This is a genomic window from Microbacterium sp. Beta (genome assembly GCF_005502545.1).
GTDB classification, from domain to species: Bacteria; Actinomycetota; Actinomycetes; order Actinomycetales; family Microbacteriaceae; genus Microbacterium; species Microbacterium oxydans.
In genome coordinates this window covers 1-15,845 of record NZ_SCOG01000008.1, presented here as the reverse complement: position 1 = coordinate 15,845, position 15,845 = coordinate 1, and the positions used below count along the sequence as shown (strand labels likewise).

The 15,845-nt window shown below is 68.4% G+C and carries 14 protein-coding genes and 1 tRNA gene; 4 read left to right on the top strand and 11 right to left on the bottom strand.

Going from position 1 to position 15,845, the window contains the following annotated elements; all coding sequences use genetic code 11:
- Positions 1-42: 42 nt before the first annotated feature.
- The 6 genes from FFS56_RS09860 to serS all read right to left on the bottom strand — a co-directional run bounded on the left by FFS56_RS09860 (position 43) and on the right by serS (position 6,490).
- Positions 43-1,674, bottom strand: a complete 1,632-nt coding sequence (locus FFS56_RS09860) for a glycoside hydrolase family 13 protein (RefSeq protein ID WP_127012930.1) — start codon at positions 1,672-1,674, stop codon at positions 43-45.
- Between the two features lie 181 nt (positions 1,675-1,855).
- The gene (locus FFS56_RS09855) at positions 1,856-2,863 is read right to left on the bottom strand and encodes a LacI family DNA-binding transcriptional regulator (protein ID WP_017204694.1); all 1,008 of its coding nucleotides are present in this window, start codon (positions 2,861-2,863) and stop codon (positions 1,856-1,858) included.
- Positions 2,864-2,926: 63 nt separating this feature from the next.
- Entirely contained in the window at positions 2,927-4,177 is a 1,251-nt protein-coding gene (locus FFS56_RS09850) for an LCP family protein (RefSeq protein WP_046746727.1), read from the bottom strand.
- A gap of 51 nt (positions 4,178-4,228) precedes the next feature.
- Positions 4,229-4,313, bottom strand: a tRNA-Ser gene (locus tag FFS56_RS09845).
- 42 nt (positions 4,314-4,355) lie between these two features.
- Positions 4,356-5,177, bottom strand: a complete 822-nt coding sequence (locus FFS56_RS09840; protein WP_046746728.1) for an HAD family hydrolase — start codon at positions 5,175-5,177, stop codon at positions 4,356-4,358.
- The gene (gene serS, locus FFS56_RS09835; RefSeq protein WP_046746729.1) at positions 5,174-6,490 is read right to left on the bottom strand and encodes a serine--tRNA ligase; all 1,317 of its coding nucleotides are present in this window, start codon (positions 6,488-6,490) and stop codon (positions 5,174-5,176) included. Before serS ends, FFS56_RS09840 begins: the two co-directional genes overlap by 4 nt.
- Positions 6,491-6,600: 110 nt before the next feature.
- Here serS and FFS56_RS09830 point away from each other — a divergent pair, with 110 nt between their 5' ends.
- Positions 6,601-6,981, top strand: coding sequence for a nuclear transport factor 2 family protein (locus FFS56_RS09830; RefSeq protein ID WP_046746730.1), 381 nt, complete (start codon positions 6,601-6,603; stop codon positions 6,979-6,981).
- Between the two features lie 34 nt (positions 6,982-7,015).
- Here the strand turns inward: FFS56_RS09830 and FFS56_RS09825 are convergent, their stop codons facing one another.
- Entirely contained in the window at positions 7,016-7,543 is a 528-nt protein-coding gene (locus FFS56_RS09825; RefSeq protein WP_127011767.1) for an RNA polymerase sigma factor, read from the bottom strand.
- 76 nt (positions 7,544-7,619) lie between these two features.
- Between FFS56_RS09825 and FFS56_RS09820 the strand changes: the two genes are divergently transcribed.
- Positions 7,620-8,618, top strand: coding sequence for a diacylglycerol kinase family protein (locus FFS56_RS09820; protein WP_046746732.1), 999 nt, complete (start codon positions 7,620-7,622; stop codon positions 8,616-8,618).
- A 19-nt stretch (positions 8,619-8,637) separates the two neighbouring features.
- Here the strand turns inward: FFS56_RS09820 and FFS56_RS09815 are convergent, their stop codons facing one another.
- The 3 genes from FFS56_RS09815 to FFS56_RS20520 form a co-directional block, all read right to left on the bottom strand.
- Positions 8,638-9,366, bottom strand: coding sequence for a hypothetical protein (locus tag FFS56_RS09815; protein ID WP_046746733.1), 729 nt, complete (start codon positions 9,364-9,366; stop codon positions 8,638-8,640).
- 45 nt (positions 9,367-9,411) lie between these two features.
- Complete coding sequence (gene cls, locus FFS56_RS09810) at positions 9,412-10,872, bottom strand: cardiolipin synthase (RefSeq protein WP_046746734.1); 1,461 nt, start codon at positions 10,870-10,872, stop codon at positions 9,412-9,414.
- 87 nt (positions 10,873-10,959) lie between these two features.
- The gene (locus FFS56_RS20520) at positions 10,960-11,133 is read right to left on the bottom strand and encodes a hypothetical protein (RefSeq protein ID WP_164734077.1); all 174 of its coding nucleotides are present in this window, start codon (positions 11,131-11,133) and stop codon (positions 10,960-10,962) included.
- A gap of 112 nt (positions 11,134-11,245) precedes the next feature.
- On the opposite strand from FFS56_RS20520, the gene FFS56_RS09805 reads away from it, so the two are divergent.
- Positions 11,246-12,364 carry a DUF4192 family protein gene (locus tag FFS56_RS09805; RefSeq protein WP_046746735.1) on the top strand — a complete coding sequence of 373 codons (1,119 nt, stop codon included), beginning with the start codon at positions 11,246-11,248 and terminating at the stop codon, positions 12,362-12,364.
- Between the two features lie 13 nt (positions 12,365-12,377).
- Here the strand turns inward: FFS56_RS09805 and lysS are convergent, their stop codons facing one another.
- Positions 12,378-13,910 (bottom strand): lysine--tRNA ligase, encoded by a 1,533-nt coding sequence (lysS, locus tag FFS56_RS09800; protein ID WP_127011766.1) that lies wholly within the window; start codon positions 13,908-13,910, stop codon positions 12,378-12,380.
- 80 nt (positions 13,911-13,990) lie between these two features.
- On the opposite strand from lysS, the gene FFS56_RS09795 reads away from it, so the two are divergent.
- Positions 13,991-15,845: DUF2207 domain-containing protein (locus FFS56_RS09795; protein WP_137772326.1), on the top strand; the 1,855-nt coding region annotated here is incomplete at its 3' end.

Sequence of the window (15,845 nt, the reverse complement as noted above, 5' to 3'; positions counted from 1 at the left end):
TCCATGTGGTGCTGAACGGGTGGTGCAGGATCACGACGGCGCTCACTGCGAGCGCGTGGGGGTGGCGCGCAGAGCGAGCCAGGCTGTGGAGTCGGGTGGGAGCACGCCGTCGAGCGGCGCACTGGAGAGGAGGACCTCATGGTGTGCAGGCAGCGGCACGGCGACCGCCCCGAGGTTGGTGACGCTGAGCGTGCCGTCACCACGGCGGAATGAAAGGACGTCGGCGCCCAGTTCGAGCCACTCCAGGTGGTCGCCGGCGAAGTCGTCGATGCGCCGTCGCAGAGCGATCGCCGTGCGATACAGGTTGAGCGTCGAAGAGGGGTCCGCATCCTGCGCCTCGACGGTGAGCGCCGCCCAGTCGTCGGGTTGCGGCAGCCAGGGAGCGCCACCGAAGCCGTAGGGGCTCGTCGCCCCCGTCCAGGGCAGCGGCACTCGGCAGCCGTCGCGTCCCGGGTCGACCCCACCGGAGCGGAAGTGCATGGGGTCTTCGATCGCGTCGAGCGGCAGCTCGACCTCAGGAAGGCCGAGTTCGTCCCCCTGGTAGATGTAGAGACTGCCCGGCAGCGCGGCGACGAGCAGCGCGGCGGCGCGGGCCCTTCGCGCACCGCGAGCCGGGTCGGTCGGGGTGCCGAAGCGCTTGCGCTCGAAGGCGAAAGAGGAATCCGCCTGCCCGTACCGCGTGACCGGACGCGTGACGTCGTGGTTCGAGAGCACCCACGTGGCCGGGGCACCGACCGGCGCATGCTCCGCGAGGGTGCGGGTGATGGAATCGCGCATGGCACGCGCACTCCACGGCTGCGTCATGAAGCCGAAGTTGAAGGCGGTGTGCATCTCCCCCGGCCGCAGGTACCGGGCGAATCGCTCTGCATCCTCGAGCCACACCTCGCCCACGAGCACCCGCTCCCCGTCGTACTCGTCGGCGACCGCACGCCACTCGCGATAGATGTCGTGCAGCTCGTCGCGGTCGATGTGTGGATGGTCCACCGTGGGTGCCGAACCTGCGGGGAGGTCGGGAAGCGCGGGGTCCTTGACGGGAAGAGCCGCCGAGTCGATCCGGACACCCGCGACCCCGCGGTCGAACCAGAACCGCAGGACGTCTTCGTGCTCACGTCGCACATCGGGGTGGTTCCAGTTCAGGTCCGGCTGCTCGGGGGTGAACAGATGCAGGTACCACTCGCCGTCGGTGCCGTCGGGGTTCCGCGTGCGCGACCAGGTCTCGCCCTGGAAGCTCGACACCCAGTTCGTCGGGATGACGTCACCGTGCTCCCCGCGGCCGTGGTGGAACCAGAACCGTTCCCGCTCCGGACTGCCTGGACCCGCCGCCAGCGCCCGCTGGAACCACTCGTGCTGATCCGAGATGTGATTGGGCACGATGTCGACGATCGTGCGGATGCCCAGAGCGAGCGCCTCCGCGATCAGCTGCTCCGCTTCCTCCAGGGAGCCGAAACGGGGATCGATGCGGCGGTAGTCCTGCACGTCGTACCCGCCGTCGGCGAGGGGGCTCAGGTACCACGGGGTGAACCAGAGCGCGTCCACCCCGAGGCTCTTCAAGTACGGGAGCCTCGAGCGGACACCCGCGAGATCGCCGATGCCGTCGCCGTTTCCGTCCGCGAAGCTGCGCACGTACACCTGGTAGATCACGGCCGTCCGCCACCAGCCGTCGCCAGCAGGCATGGTCAGGGTGCCGGCGGGTGCCGTCGTGCGCAGAACGTCAGTGTCCACGGAACTCCTCGTCGTCGGTGGCGATGAGTCGAATGTAGCTTTCTCAATCACTTAACGCAAGAACTAAACGAGTTGTCGCAAATTTACGATGATTTGCGGGCACGACAATCAGCGCACCTTCGGGGACCCGTGGTCAGAGGGGCAGGGGCCCCGTCGAGGCGCGCAGCACCAGTTCGGGCTCGAACAGGAGCTCGTCGCTCGGCTGAGCCGTGCCGGCGATCTGAGCGAGCAGGAGGGCGATCACAGCTCGCCCCATCGACTCGATCGGCTGCCGAACCGTGGTCAGCGGCGGCTCGGTGCAGCTCATCAGCGCGGAGTCGTCGAATCCGACGATGCTCACGTCACCCGGCACCGACAGCCCGGCACGCCGCGCCGCGCGCACCGCCCCGAGCGCCATCGGGTCGCTCGCGCACACGATCGCCGTCGCACCGGCGGCGAACAGTCGTGAGGCCCCCGCCTGGCCGGACTCGAGCGAGTACATGCCGCGCACGACGAGTTCGTCCGCCAGCGGTGCGCCGAGCGATTCGAGCAGACGTCGCGCCGATTCGAGCTTGCGGCGGGACGGGATGTGATCCTCCGGCCCCAGCAGCAGGCCGATCTTCCGATGCCCGAGCTGATGCACGTGCAGCACCGCCTGTTCCGCGGCGGCGGCGTCGTCGGTCGACACCGTGGCGAACGGCAGCTCCGGCACGCGGGCATTGACGAGCACGGTCGGGAGGTTCACTTGACGCAGGCGCTCGTAGTGCTGATGCGCGGCGTCGGCCTGCGTGTAGTTCCCCCCGAGGAAGATGACGCCGGACACCTGCTGCGCGAGGAGCAGGTCGACGTAGTCCGACTCCGTCACACCTCCGGCATTCTGCGTGCAGAGCAGCGGCGTGTACCCGTTCTGGGTGAGCGCACCGCCGACGATCTCGGCGAATGCGGGGAAGATCGGATTCTGCAGCTCGGGCAGCACCAGGCCCACGAGGCGGGCGCGTTCTCCGCGCAGCTTCGTCGGCCGCTCGTAGCCGAGGACGTCGAGGGCGGTGAGGACCGCCTGGCGCGTGGCGTCCGAGACCCCCGGCTTCTCGTTGAGCACGCGACTGACCGTCGCCTCACTCACTCCGACCTTGCGGGCCACCTCGGCGAGTCGCTTCGACATGCAGCCAGTGTACGCAAGTCCTTGCAAGAAGGCGCAAGCGGTTTGCGCTCCCTCGCGGAGTCGTCAGCGAACGTTGCCGTTGGAGCAGGTCTGCTGCGCGGCGGAGTTGCCCTTGATCGAATCGGGAAGCGCCACGACGTTGTCGGGGGTCGCTGCCGGGTCCGGAGTCGCCGCCGTGTCGGTCGGCTGTTCGCCGGTCGTGGTCGGCTCCTGCACGATCACACCGTCGTTGCGGTTGTTCTCGTGCGTGATCTGCAGCTGCGCATTCTCGGCGAGCGCATCCCAGAGCGCAGAGGCTGCAGTGTAGTTGGGGACGACCTTGTTGGGGTTCGCCGAGTCGGTGCCGTTGGGGTACTGCACGAAGACGATGTCCTCGAACGGCACGGACTTGACCGCGAGCGCGATCTGCACGAGCGTCATCGGATTCGTGAGCGACTCACTCGGCTCGAGGTTCTGGATCGCGGTGTTCGCGAGCTTGAGCATCACCGGGACGTTGCCGAGCACCTCGCCGCTGATCATCTTGCGGGCCAGGCTCGACATGTACTGCTGCTGGTTGCCGATGCGGCCGAGGTCGCTGCCGTCACCGACCCCGTGACGGGTGCGCAGGAACTGGAGCGCCTGCAGCCCCTCCACCGTGTGCGTGCCCGCAGCCATGTCGAGTCCGGTGTAGCGGTCCTTGATCGGGTTGGCGAGGCAGACGTCCACGCCTCCGATGGCGTTCGTGATCTCGATCACGCCGCCGAAGGTGACGCCGGCCGCGAACTGGATCTCCTGATCGGTCAGCTCGGAGATGGTCTTCACGACGCAGTTCAGGCCGCCGTCCGTGTACGCCGTGTTCAGCGGCTGCTTGCTCATCGCAGAGGTGGCGTTGCCGTTCTTGTCCGTGCAGGACGGGATCGGGACCATCAGGTCTCGGGGGAAGCTGACCACCGTGATGCGGCGCGGCTCCTGCGAGACGTGGACGAGCAGGTTCACGTCGTTGAGCGTTCCCTCGGCGTCCGCTCCGGTGCACCGTTCGCCGAACAGGTCCTTGTACTTCTCCTCGCAGGTGTCCACCCCGGTGAGCACCATGTTGAAGCCGCCCTCGTACTCGCCGATGTCCGGCGGGATCGGGTCCTGGCCCTCGATCTCGACAGCATTCGCCGAGACCGTGCTCGTGAGGTCGTAGAAGACGTAGGCGCCGACGCCGAGGCCGCTCACCAGGACCACGGCGAGGCCGATGGCGATGAACTTCAGGAGTTGGCCGACGGTACCGGGAGTACCCAGCTGACCATGGCGCGCGATGGTGTGCCGGCGTCGGGGGTTCTGGCTCACTCGGGACCTTTCGGATTCAGCGCCGGTGCGGGGGACACCGTGCTCACAATGCGGAGGGTGTGGGATTCGAACCCACGAGACATCTCTGCCCACTGGTTTTCAAGACCAGCTCCATCGGCCGCTCGGACAACCCTCCCGGCAGGCACTTCTGCCGACCAGGCGTGAGTCTAGCCGAGTTCTATTCTCCGGCGCTGACCTGGGCGGGGGCTGGAAGCGTGTCGAGCGCTCGCGCCAGGCCACCGTCGACGACATCTGCGGTGACCTCGCCGGCTGCCTCCTTCACCACGTCCGGAGCCTGGCCCATCGCCACCGCCCGACCACCGAGCGAGCGCGCCCAGCCGAACATCCCGATGTCGTTGCGCCCGTCCCCGGCGACGAGGATGCGCCCCTCGCCGAGCCCGAGCTCGGTACGCACCTGCTCCAGAGCCGTGCCCTTGTCCACACCCTGCGGTGCGATGTCCAGCCACGCCGTCCAGCCGATCGCGTACGACACCTCGTTCAGACCGGCGTCAGCGACCAGACGGTGGAAGTCCTCTTCGTCGTGACCAGGAGAGACGACGACGATGCGCGAGACGGGAAGGGCTCCGAGCTCGTCGAAGTCGACCTGTCGACCGCCGTCGAGCGTCCAGTCGTCGAGCTGCTCCGTGAACAGCCGCTGCCCCGAAGCCAGTTCCACCATGTACCTGGCGTCGGGCAGCCGCTCTCGCAGCAGACCGAGAACCGGGGTGGGGTCGAACGTCTCCACGTTCCAACGCTCCCAGTCATCGCCCGATCGCCGCATCGTCACGGCCCCGTTGGAGCAGACGACGAAGTCAGCGGTCAGTCCGAGTTCTTCGACGTAGCGCCGCGTCGCCATCCAGCTTCGTCCGGTCGCGATCGTGACGACATGTCCGCCGTCGCGCAGGCGAGCGATCGCCTCCGGAACACCGGGGCTCATCGTCTCGTCCTGCAGCAGGATGGTCCCGTCGACGTCGAGGCCGACCAGCCAGGCGTCCGTCATCGTGCCGCCCGCCCCTCAGCGAGCGGCTCGATCACCTCGAGGCCGCCGAGATACGGGCGCAGCACCTCGGGGACGCGCACGGATCCATCCGCCTGCTGATGGGTCTCGAGCAGCGCCACGATCCAGCGCGTCGTGGCGAGCGTGCCGTTCAGCGTGGCGACGTGCTGCGTCTTCGCCGTGCCCTGCGCCGCACCCTCCGCGGCCTCCACCACCGGCCGGTACCGCACATCGAGACGTCGCGCCTGGAACGTCGTGCAGTTCGAGGTCGACGTCAGCTCGCGGAAGGCACCCTGCGTGGGGACCCAGGCCTCGATGTCGTACTTGCGGGCGGCGCTCGAACCGAGATCTCCCGCTGCGACGTCGATCACGCGGTAGGCGAGGCCGAGGGAGGTCAGCATCTCCTCCTGCAGCGCGACGAGGCGCAGGTGCTCGGCCTCCGCGTCCTCGGCCGTCGTGTAGACGAACATCTCGAGCTTGTTGAACTGGTGCACACGGATGATGCCTCGGGTGTCCTTGCCGTGCGAGCCCGCCTCACGCCGGTAGCACGTCGACCAGCCGGCGTACCGGAGGGCACCGTCCGTCAAGTCGACGATCTCGTCCTTGTGGTACCCGGCGAGCGCGACCTCGCTGGTGCCGACGAGGTACAGATCGTCGTCCTTGTCGAGGTGATAGACCTCGTCGGCGTGCTCGCCGAGGAAGCCCGTCCCCTGCATGATCTCCGGGCGCACGAGCGTCGGGGTGATCAGGGGCACGAAGCCGTTCTGCAGCGCCTTGTCGAGCGCAAGGTTCATCAGCGCGATCTCGAGACGTGCTCCGATGCCGCGCAGGAAGTAGAAGCGGGCGCCGGAGACCTTGGCACCGCGTTCCATGTCGATCGCACCGAGGAGCTCGCCCAGCTCGAGGTGGTCCTTCGGCTCGAAGTCGAAAGCGGGCACGTCTCCCACACGCCGCAGCTCGACGAAGTCGGCTTCGCCACCGGCCGGCACACCGTCGATGACGACGTTCTCGATCCGGGCGAGGGCTGCGGCCGCTGCCTCAGCCGCCTCGTTCGCGGCGTGCTGGGCCTGCTTCACTCGCTCGGCGAGGTCCTTGGCCTGCGCGACCAGGGCGGCCTTCTCCTCCTTCGGGGCTTTCGCGACCAGCTTCCCGAAGGCGTTCTGCTCTGCTCGCAGCTCCTCGAATGCGGAGAGCGCCGACCGGCGCGATCGATCGGCCTCGAGTGCGACGTCGACGGTGCTCTGGTCGTTTCCACGAGCAGTCTGCGAGCGGCGGACGATCTCCGGATTGTCGCGGAGGAGTGCGAGGTCGATCATCCACCAAGTCTACGGTGATCGTCACACCCTCTCGGATGTCACACTCTCGGCGCAGCATCGTCTTCCTCTGCAACGGCCGGCATTCCGCCGACCCTCGGAAAGGAACACCCATGAGCACTCGCGTCACCGCCCTCGATCAGCTGAACCTGGCGTTCGCCGACCGCTTCAACGCCCGTGACCTCGACGGATTGATGGCATTGAACACCCCGGAGGTGGTCTTCGTCCCCGCGCCGGGGACACCGGTCACCGGCACGGAAGCCGTGAGGGGCGCGCTCGAGCAGTTCCTCGGCCTGAACCTGCCGATCTCGATGACGGTCCGTCACGTCTTCGAGAGCGCGGGCACCGGCCTCGCGGTCGCCGACTGGACGATCACGGGCATCGCACCCGACGGGTCGGAGGTCTCCCTCGCCGGGACGACCGCCGACCTCGCGGTGTACGACGATGCGCACGGCTGGCGCTACGCGATCGACAACCCGTTCGGGACCGCCTGAGATGACGTGAGGGAGACCTGCAGGAGAGTCTCCCTCACGCCACCCCCATACCTGTGCCGCGGCAGGCCTTCAGCGCCTTGCGTGCCCGCGAGATGCGCTGCCGGGCGGCGGCGGGTTCGATTCCGAGTCGCGTCGCCACCTCCTCCGCCGAGAGCCCGTCGGCGACCGTCAACAGCAGTGGTTCCCGAAGCGTGGGTGGGAGCGCATGCACAGCCGCCATTGCTCCGTCGAGCAGGACTCGCGCCTCGACGACGGACTCGACGCTGACGTGCTCGTCCGCCGCCTCTTCCAGCGTCGCGGCGGGGCGACGGGAGCGCTGTCTGGCGAGGTCGACGGCGACGTTCCTGGCGATCACGTCGAGCCAGGCGCACATGCGCCCTGGCTGCGGGGTGTCGAGGTGAGAGATCGAGCTCCAGGCGCGCAGCAGCGCGTTCTGCGCCGCGTCGTCGGCGTCGTCGACGGGAACCCCGAGCGAGATGCTCCGTCGCCGCAGACGATCGGGGTCGCCTTCGATCATCGCGGAGAGCACGGTGCGAGCGGTGTCGTCGGAGTCATCGCGCATGTCTCCATTCTCCTCGCGCAGGGAAGGCCCGGCGCCGGATGGGCGACCCGAGTGGATCGCGGTTTAGAGTAGCGCCATGACCACGAGCGAACCCGTCCGGCGACAGGCGGCGCTCATCTACAACCCGATCAAGGTCGACGGCAAGCACCTCCGGGGCCGAGTGCGCGATCTCTCCCGGGAGGCCGGTTGGGAGCATCCCGCGTTCTACCCCACGACCGTCGAGGACGCCGGCCAGCTCGCCACGGCGCAGGCGCTGGAGCGCGGGGTGGACGTCGTGCTGGTCGCGGGAGGCGACGGCACGGTGCGCGCCGTGTCGGAGGCGATCGCGAACAGCGGGGTGCCGTTGGCGATCCTGCCCAGCGGCACCGGGAATCTGCTCGCGCGCAATCTCGGGCTCCCGCTGGGCGACCCGACCGAGATGATCCAGGCGGCGCTCGGCGACTTCCGACACCCGATCGACATCGGCTGGGCGCGACTGACTCGACAGGACGGCGAGGAGGCGCAGCATGCGTTCGTCGTCCTCGCCGGAATGGGTCTCGACGCCGACATGATCGCGAACACCCGCTCCGATCTGAAGAAATCCGTCGGGTGGATCGCGTACGTCGACGGCGCCGCCCGCTCCCTGCCTCGCGCGAAGCCGTTCCGCGCGGTCTACCAGATCGACGACGGACGCCTGCACACCCATCGCGCCTACAGCCTGCTGTTCGCGAACTGCGGCACGCTCCCTGCCGGGATATCCCTGATCCCCGAGGCATCGATCACCGACGCCGCCCTCGACGTGGCGGTCATCCAGCCGACCGGCATGCTCGGCTGGTTCGCCGTCTGGCGGAAGATCTGGTGGGACAACTCCGTGCTGCGACGCTTCCGCGCGGGACGCCGAGTCCTCGAACGGCGCGGGAAGAACGCCTCCGTCCACTACTTCCACGGGGCCGCGGCCGAGGCTGCAGCGCCCGACCCGATCCCGATCGAGCTCGACGGTGACGAATTCGGGGAAGCCGTGCGCATCACCTGCTGGGCAGACCCGGGGGCGCTTCTGCTGGCGCTGCCGACGGGCCACCCCGTGCACATCCTCTGAAGGCCCGCGGGCTTCGGATTCAGCGCACCTCGACCGTGCCTTCGAGGCCTCCGCCGACGAGGGTCAGGGTGAAGGGCGCGTCGTCATCGACCGCGTCGTCCCCGAAGGAGAGCAGCGTGGCGCGCGGAGCCATGTCCATCGTGCAGGCCTTGGTCTCATCCGTCACGAACGTCGCCGTGCCGCTGTTCCCCGACCCCTCGAGGGATTCGATCTCCGGCGGGCAGGACGACGATCCCCAGGTGAGCAGCACCAGAGCGCCGTCGCCGGACCAGCCGGCAGACGGCAGGTACTCGGTCGACGTGCCGGGCGTGCCCGTCGCGGCGGGGTCGCCGTCGAGGTCGACGTCGTCGGTGATGTCGCCATAGGTGACCTCGAGGGTGATGTCGGCTGTCGGATCCACGCCCTCGGGAAGCGCGCCGATGCTGGCCCGCGGAGCGAGGTCCTTCGTGCACGGCCGTGGCGACTCGCCCTCGGCGTCGACGAGAGTGACCGTGACGGTCTGTCCCTCGGCGCTCACCTGGTCCACCTGGGGGACGCACGTGGAGGAGCCCACCGTGACGACGGCGAACATGCGTCCGTCGTCGAGCAGCGCACCCTCGATGTCGTTCCGGTCGTCGACGCCGCCCGCGCTCGGCGCAGGGGAACTCGTCGGCGTCTCCGAACCGGGGCTCGCGGTGCAGCCGGCGACGAGGAGCGCCGCGGCGACGAGACCGACGACAGGGGCGAGAGGACGCAGCGCGGAGGTCATGCTCACAGGGTAGCCCTCGCGGACTCGCGACGGATAGCGCGACGACTACTGCAGCGCGGAGGTGAGGCGGGCGAGGTTGTCGAGCACGGTCGAGCGCAGCGGCTGCTGCATCCACTCCTCGAGCGTCAGCTCACGGCTGAGGGAGCGGTACTTGTCCTCGACCTCCCGCATCTCGGCGACGAACTCCTCGCCGCGCACCAGCATCGAGACCTCGAGGTTCAGACCGAAGGAGCGCATGTCCATGTTGCTCGACCCGACCACCGCGACCTCCTCGTCGATCGTGAGCGTCTTGGTGTGCAGGATGTAGGGCTTGCGATACATCCAGATGCGCACTCCCGCCTTGAGCAGAACCTCGTAGTAGCTGCGCTGGGCGTGATAGACCATCGCCTGGTCGCCCTCTTCCGAGACGAACAGCTCGACGTGCACGCCACGGTCGACGGCGGCCGTGACCGCGAGGAGCAGGGCTTCGTCGGGGACGAAGTAAGGGCTGACGATCATGATCTTCTTCTTCGCCGCGTAGAGCAGTGCGAGGAAGAGACGGAGGTTGTTCTCGACTTCGAACCCCGGGCCGGAGGGCACGACCTGGCAGTCGAGATCCCCGGAGCCGATGTTCGCGTGGGCGATGTCGATGCCCTCGAGCACCGTGTCGGTCTCGCTGTACCAGTCGGCGACGAAGATCGCGTTCACGCTCAACACCACGGGACCGTCGAGACGGACCATCAGGTCGACCCAGTGCAGTCCTCGCTTGATGTTCTTCTTCAGGTTGTAGGTCGAATCGGTGATGTTCTGCGACCCGAGGAACGCGATGTTGCCGTCGACGACGAGGAGCTTCCGGTGGTTGCGCAGATCGGGGCGCTGCATCTTGCCCTTGAGCGGCTGCACCGGGAGCATCAGGTGCCAGTCCGCCCCCATCGCGTTGAGTCGCGCGATGGTCTGCTTGTAGCGGGGCTTTCCGCGGTTCGCCCAGTGATCGAGCAGCACGCGGACCTCCACCCCTCGCGCGCAGACCTCTTCGAGGGCGCGGAAGAAGTTGTCGGTCGAGTCGTCCGACTGCAGGATGTAGAACTCGACGTGCACGTACTCCTGCGCGGTGCGGATGGCCTCGGCCATCTCATCGAGCGACTCCTGGTAGTCGGAGATGAGGTGGGCGCCGTTGTCGCCGGAGAGCGGGAGGGCGCCGAGCTTCTGGTTCATCTGCACGATCGGGCCGAACCATGCAGGGGCGTTCGGACGCAGGGTCCCGAAGTGCAGGTGCTCGCTGGTCTCCGCGATGTACTCGTTGATCTGATCCTGCTTGCGTCGACGCGCCCGCGGGAGGCGGGGGTTGCCGATCATGAGGAACAGGAAGACGCCGACGAAAGGGATGAAGAAGACGGCGAGCAGCCACGCCATCGCGGCGGTGGGGCGGCGGTTGCGGGGGATGACGATGATCGCAGTGACGCGGATGACGATGTCGAGCATCAGCAGGAAGGCGGCGATCCACCATGCCCAGCTATCCGCCGTCATCGTGCCCCCTCGCCACCGCAGTGACCGTCACAGCTCACGCGCATCTGAGCAGATGCACTGGCTTCACAGTAGCCGATGGGGTGGGAATCAGCCGCGTGGCGGGAGGCCCCGCGCTGCGCGCTCCTCGGCTTCGATCTGCGCGTGCACCTTGCGTTCGGTGCGGTCGAAACGGAGGATGCCTCGGACCACGAGGAAGAACACGACGCTCACTCCGACGGTCGGCAGAAGCGACCATGCCGCGGCGAGCCAGAAGTTGTCCATCCCTCCATGGTACGCGAGCCACTGTTCGTGCACACTCCGGCACTCACAGGATCTGCGTCCACAAGCCCCCTTTTCCCCTCCCGTCCGCCCCGCCGACGTGCACACTCTCGAGATGACCACAGTTCTCCGCGCCACCGATTCCGCCGCATTCCTCGGCATCGTCCCCTCTCTCGCCGGCTTCACGCCCCGTCGGAGCATCGTCCTCCTCCCGTTCCGCGGCTCGCGCACCGACGGTGCCATGCGTCTGGACCTCCCCGAGGAGAGCACCGATGTCGGTCGCTATGCCGACAACGCGGTCGGGCTCGTGGCACGGGTCTCCGGAACGGATGCGGTGGCCGTCGTCGTCTACACCGATCAGGATGCGCACCCGACGCGCGACGGCCTGGTGCTCCCGCACGCGGTGGTGATCGACGAGGTGCTCGGCTGCGCGGAGGATGCGGGTCTGCGAGTCGTCGACGCTCTGTGCGTGACGCCGTCCGGCTGGTCGAGTTACCTCGAGGAGGAACCGGAGCTCGGGTCTCTCGCGCAGATCCGCCTTCCGTCCGACCTGCCGCCGATGGAAGACGTGTCCGGAGATCAGAACGTCGGCACGGAGCTGCCGACCGTCGATCTGGCGGAGAAGGAGCGGGTCGGGCGAGCATCCGCCGACCTCGACGCGCTCCTCGATCGGCGCGGGCGCGCTCCGCGAAGCGCCAGGGAGAATCCTCAGCTCATCGCCGCACTCGTCCTGCTCGACGACGTGCCCGCGTTCCTCGAGTCGGTGCTGGCTGCACCCGACGGTCTTCCACCCTTCGCGACAGCCGCGCTGCTGTGGTGTCTGGAGAAGCCGCTGCTGCGCGACGTGGCGATCGCGCAATGGGCGACCGACCTCGCGGGAGGCATCCGCACGCTCGACGCCCAGACCGCCTTCGCCGAGTCCGGGATCATGGTTCCCGACGAAGTGGGCGACGTGTTCCTCGGACGCGGACCGACGCCCGACACCGAACGCCTGCGGTGCGCCCTCTCGGTCGCGCGCGAGGCAGCCGCCCGTGCACCCCGGCACTCGCGACCCGCCCCGCTCACCGTGGCCGCGTGGCTGTCCTGGGCGCTGGGGCGCGCCAGTCACGCGGGCCGCTACCTCGAGATGGTGCGCGAGATCGACCCTCGGTACTCGCTCGCCGCACTGTTGGAGACCATGATCGGCGGGGCCATGCTGCCGGAATGGGCGTTCCGGCGCGGCCCGATGGGATGAACGACTCCGTGGACTACTTCACCAGAGGGAAGAGGATGGTCTCCCGGATGCCCAGACCCGTGATGGCCATCAGCAGTCGGTCGATCCCCATGCCCATCCCGCCGGACGGCGGCATGCCGTGCTCGAGGGCGCGAAGGAACTCTTCATCCACGGGCATGGCCTCGACATCGCCGCGTGCTGCGAGCTTGGCCTGCTCGACGAAGCGCTCCCGCTGGATCACGGGGTCGACGAGCTCGGAGTATCCCGTCGCCAGTTCGAAGCCGCGGATGTACAGGTCCCACTTCTCCACGACGCCCGCGATCGAACGATGCTCGCGCACGAGGGGCGACGTGTCGACGGGGAAGTCCATCACGAACGTGGGGCGGACGAGGTCGCCCTTCACGAAGTGCTCCCACAACTCCTCGACGAGCTTGCCGTGGGTGGCCTGCGGTGGCAGATCCACATCGTTGGCCTCCGCGAAGGCGATGAGGTCCTCGACGGAGTCCTGCGGGGTGATGACACGACCCGAAGCGGCCGAGAGCGACTCGTACATCGAGATGCGGTCCCACTCACCGCCGAGCTCGTACTCGGTGCCGTCGGCCCAGGTCACCGTGGTGGAGCCGGCGACCGCGATCGCCGCGTTCTGCACGAGCTCCTGCGTGAGCGCGGCCATCTGGTTGTAGTCGCCGTACGCCTGATAGGCCTCGAGCATCGCGAACTCGGGGCTGTGCGTCGAGTCAGCACCCTCGTTGCGGAAGTTGCGGTTGATCTCGTAGACGCGCTCGATGCCGCCGACGACCGCGCGCTTGAGGTACAGCTCCGGCGCGATGCGCAGGTACAGCTCGGTGTCGAACGCGTTCGAGTGCGTGATGAACGGGCGGGCAGACGCTCCTCCGTGCTGCACCTGCAGCATGGGCGTCTCCACCTCGAGGTAGTCGTGGCTCGTGAACGTCGAACGCAGGCTCGCGTTCACGGCGGCCCGAGCACGGACGGTGTTGCGCGCCTGCTCCCGCACGATCAGGTCGAGGTAGCGGCTGCGCACCCGGCCCTCTTCGCTGAGCTCGGAGTACGCGTTGGGCAGCGGGAGGATCGCCTTCGCAGCGATCGTCCAGTCGTCGGCCATGATCGATAGCTCGCCGCGACGGCTCGAGATGACTTCACCGTGCACGAAGACGTGGTCACCGAGGTCGACGTACTCCTTCCAGTCCGCGAGGGATTCCTCGCCGACGTTCGCGAGCGAGATCATGGCCTGGATGCGCGACCCGTCGCCGGCCTGCAGGGTGGCGAAGCAGAGCTTGCCGGTGTTGCGGCTGAACACCACTCGACCGGCGACCCCGACGACGACGCCGGTCTCGGCACCCGCTTCGAGCTCGCCGTACTCGGCGCGCAGTGCAGGGATCGTGTGAGTGACGGGCACTCCGACGGGGAATGCCCCTCCCCCCGCGTTCGACCGCTTCTCGATCAGACGCTCGCGCTTGGCGAGCCGCACGGCCTTCTGCTCGTGGACGTCCTCGTCGGTGGAGGGGTCGGTCGATGCCGATTCGGGCGCGGGCGACGCGTCAGTCATGTGGGGGGCTCCTTGGAAGTCCCTCCCAGTTTACCGAGGCGGCGTGACGCCATCGGTCGCGTGCTGGGTAGCCTCGGAGAATGGCCCACACACGGATCCTCCGCGCGTTCGCTGCACTCCCCCTCGCCCTCGTGGCGGCCTTCACCCCGGCTGCGGCGTTCGCGACGTCAGCCGAGCACGCCGCTCACGCCGCAGCCGGTCCGATCCGCGTCGCCACGACCGATGTCGACGACTTCTCCTACAGTTCCTGGGACGCGGCGTACGAGGTCGGGCTCGATGACGACGGCCGCGCGCGGATGCGTGTGACGGAGACGCTCGTGGCACGTTTCCCCGACGCCGACCAGAATCACGGCATCGTCCGGGGGCTCGCGACCTCCTACGAAGGGGCGAGCACGGAGACGACGGTCCTGTCCGTGACCGACGGGAACGGCGCGGAGGTGCCCTACGAGACGGACGAGGAGGACGGTCTCCTCTACGTGCTCACGGGCAACGACGACGACTTCGTCCGGGGTCTCACCACGTACGTGATCGAGTACGAGATGCGCGATGTGATCCTGGCGACGAAGCCCTCTGCGGGATCGTCGGCTCCTCCCGCGGACGAGTTCTACTGGGACCTGCTGCCGCTCGACAGCACGCAGTCCATCGATCGCTTCCGTGCTGACGTCACGCTCGACTCCTCCTTGAGCGCTGCGCTCAACGGTGCCACGCGCTGCTACACCGGTCCCTCCGGCTCGAAGGACGAGTGCGAGCTGGACGGTCCGATCGCGGACGGGCGCGATGTGACGTTCCGCGTCGAATCGGGAGCCCGTCCTGCCGGCGACGGGGTGACCGTCGCCATCGGCTTCGATGCCGGTACGGTCACCCAGCCTCTCGCCCGCACCCCCGACCCCGTGGCGGACGTCACCCCGATCGTCGCCGCCGTCGGCGCGCTCGGGCTCTCGGTCGGCAGCTGGGTGGCCGTCTCGGCCTTCACCCGGAGACGCCGAAGGGCGACCGGAATCGTGGTCGCCCAGTACGACGTGCCGGATTCACTGCCTCCCCTGCTGGCCGCCGCCGTGGTGCCCGGCGCCAAGGACGTGATCCCCTCGGAGATCGTGCACCTGGCCGTCCGCGGCACGCTGCGCATCGAGGAGGGGGCGGAGGAGGAGGAGCCTCGGTTGCGTCGGCTCCCCGGAACGCGACTTCCCGACCAGCTCGACGTCGAGGCCCTGGATACCCTCTTCACCGACGCGAACGGCGAGGGTGTGGTCGACCTGCCCACCGCCGATGAGACGTTCGCCGCGCGGATGACCGCCCTGGAGCAACGCGGGACGATCGAGGCGCAGAACCGCGGGCTCACCGAGAAGGCGCGCAGTCGGGCGGCCGTGATCCTGCAGTGGTGTGCGATCGGCATCGCGGTCATCGGTCTGGCGTTCGGGATCTGGAGCGCGGCCAGCGGGCGGCTCTCCGCGATCCCCTCGCTCGTGGTGATCTCCTTCGGCGCTTTCCTGGTGCTGCTCTCCAGCATCTACGGCTTCTCGAAGCACACGGTGCTCACGGCCGAAGGCGCCCGCACCTACGAGTACCTGCGCGGCGTCGAGGAGTTCATCCGCGTCGCGGACGCCGACCGCCTGCGCATGCTGCAGTCCTACAGCGGGGCCGAACGTCGAGCAGACGGCACCGCCGACGTCATCCACATCTACGAGCGCCTCCTCCCCTACGCCATCCTCTTCGGCATGGAGGACGAATGGGGCGAGGTGCTCGAGAAGGCGTACACGCGTGCGCAGCACGGCGCCACCTGGATCGGCGACCCGACCTCGTTCGTGCTGCGCGCGCAGCTCGCCTCGTTCGTGGCCTCGTCGCACTCGGCGGCGACCTACTCGGCGCCGTCGACGGGGTCCTCGTCGAGCGCGGGCGGGTCCTTCGGCGGCGGATTCTCCGGTGGCGGGGGCGGCG

What these genes read in the sequence shown, in the direction of transcription:
- cls (WP_046746734.1), bottom strand. Translation starts at nt 10,872, where the DNA reads ATGACGGCGGATAGCTGGGCATGGTGGATCGCCGCCTTCCTGCTGATG.
- serS (WP_046746729.1), bottom strand. Translation starts at nt 6,490, where the DNA reads ATGATCGACCTCGCACTCCTCCGCGACAATCCGGAGATCGTCCGCCGC.
- FFS56_RS09830 (WP_046746730.1), top strand. Translation starts at nt 6,601, where the DNA reads ATGAGCACTCGCGTCACCGCCCTCGATCAGCTGAACCTGGCGTTCGCC.
- FFS56_RS09860 (WP_127012930.1), bottom strand. Translation starts at nt 1,674, where the DNA reads ATGCCTGCTGGCGACGGCTGGTGGCGGACGGCCGTGATCTACCAGGTG.
- lysS (WP_127011766.1), bottom strand. Translation starts at nt 13,910, where the DNA reads ATGACTGACGCGTCGCCCGCGCCCGAATCGGCATCGACCGACCCCTCC.
- FFS56_RS20520 (WP_164734077.1), bottom strand. Translation starts at nt 11,133, where the DNA reads ATGGACAACTTCTGGCTCGCCGCGGCATGGTCGCTTCTGCCGACCGTC.
- FFS56_RS09805 (WP_046746735.1), top strand. Translation starts at nt 11,246, where the DNA reads ATGACCACAGTTCTCCGCGCCACCGATTCCGCCGCATTCCTCGGCATC.
- FFS56_RS09815 (WP_046746733.1), bottom strand. Translation starts at nt 9,366, where the DNA reads ATGACCTCCGCGCTGCGTCCTCTCGCCCCTGTCGTCGGTCTCGTCGCC.
- FFS56_RS09820 (WP_046746732.1), top strand. Translation starts at nt 7,620, where the DNA reads ATGACCACGAGCGAACCCGTCCGGCGACAGGCGGCGCTCATCTACAAC.
- FFS56_RS09840 (WP_046746728.1), bottom strand. Translation starts at nt 5,177, where the DNA reads ATGACGGACGCCTGGCTGGTCGGCCTCGACGTCGACGGGACCATCCTG.
- FFS56_RS09825 (WP_127011767.1), bottom strand. Translation starts at nt 7,543, where the DNA reads ATGCGCGATGACTCCGACGACACCGCTCGCACCGTGCTCTCCGCGATG.
- FFS56_RS09855 (WP_017204694.1), bottom strand. Translation starts at nt 2,863, where the DNA reads ATGTCGAAGCGACTCGCCGAGGTGGCCCGCAAGGTCGGAGTGAGTGAG.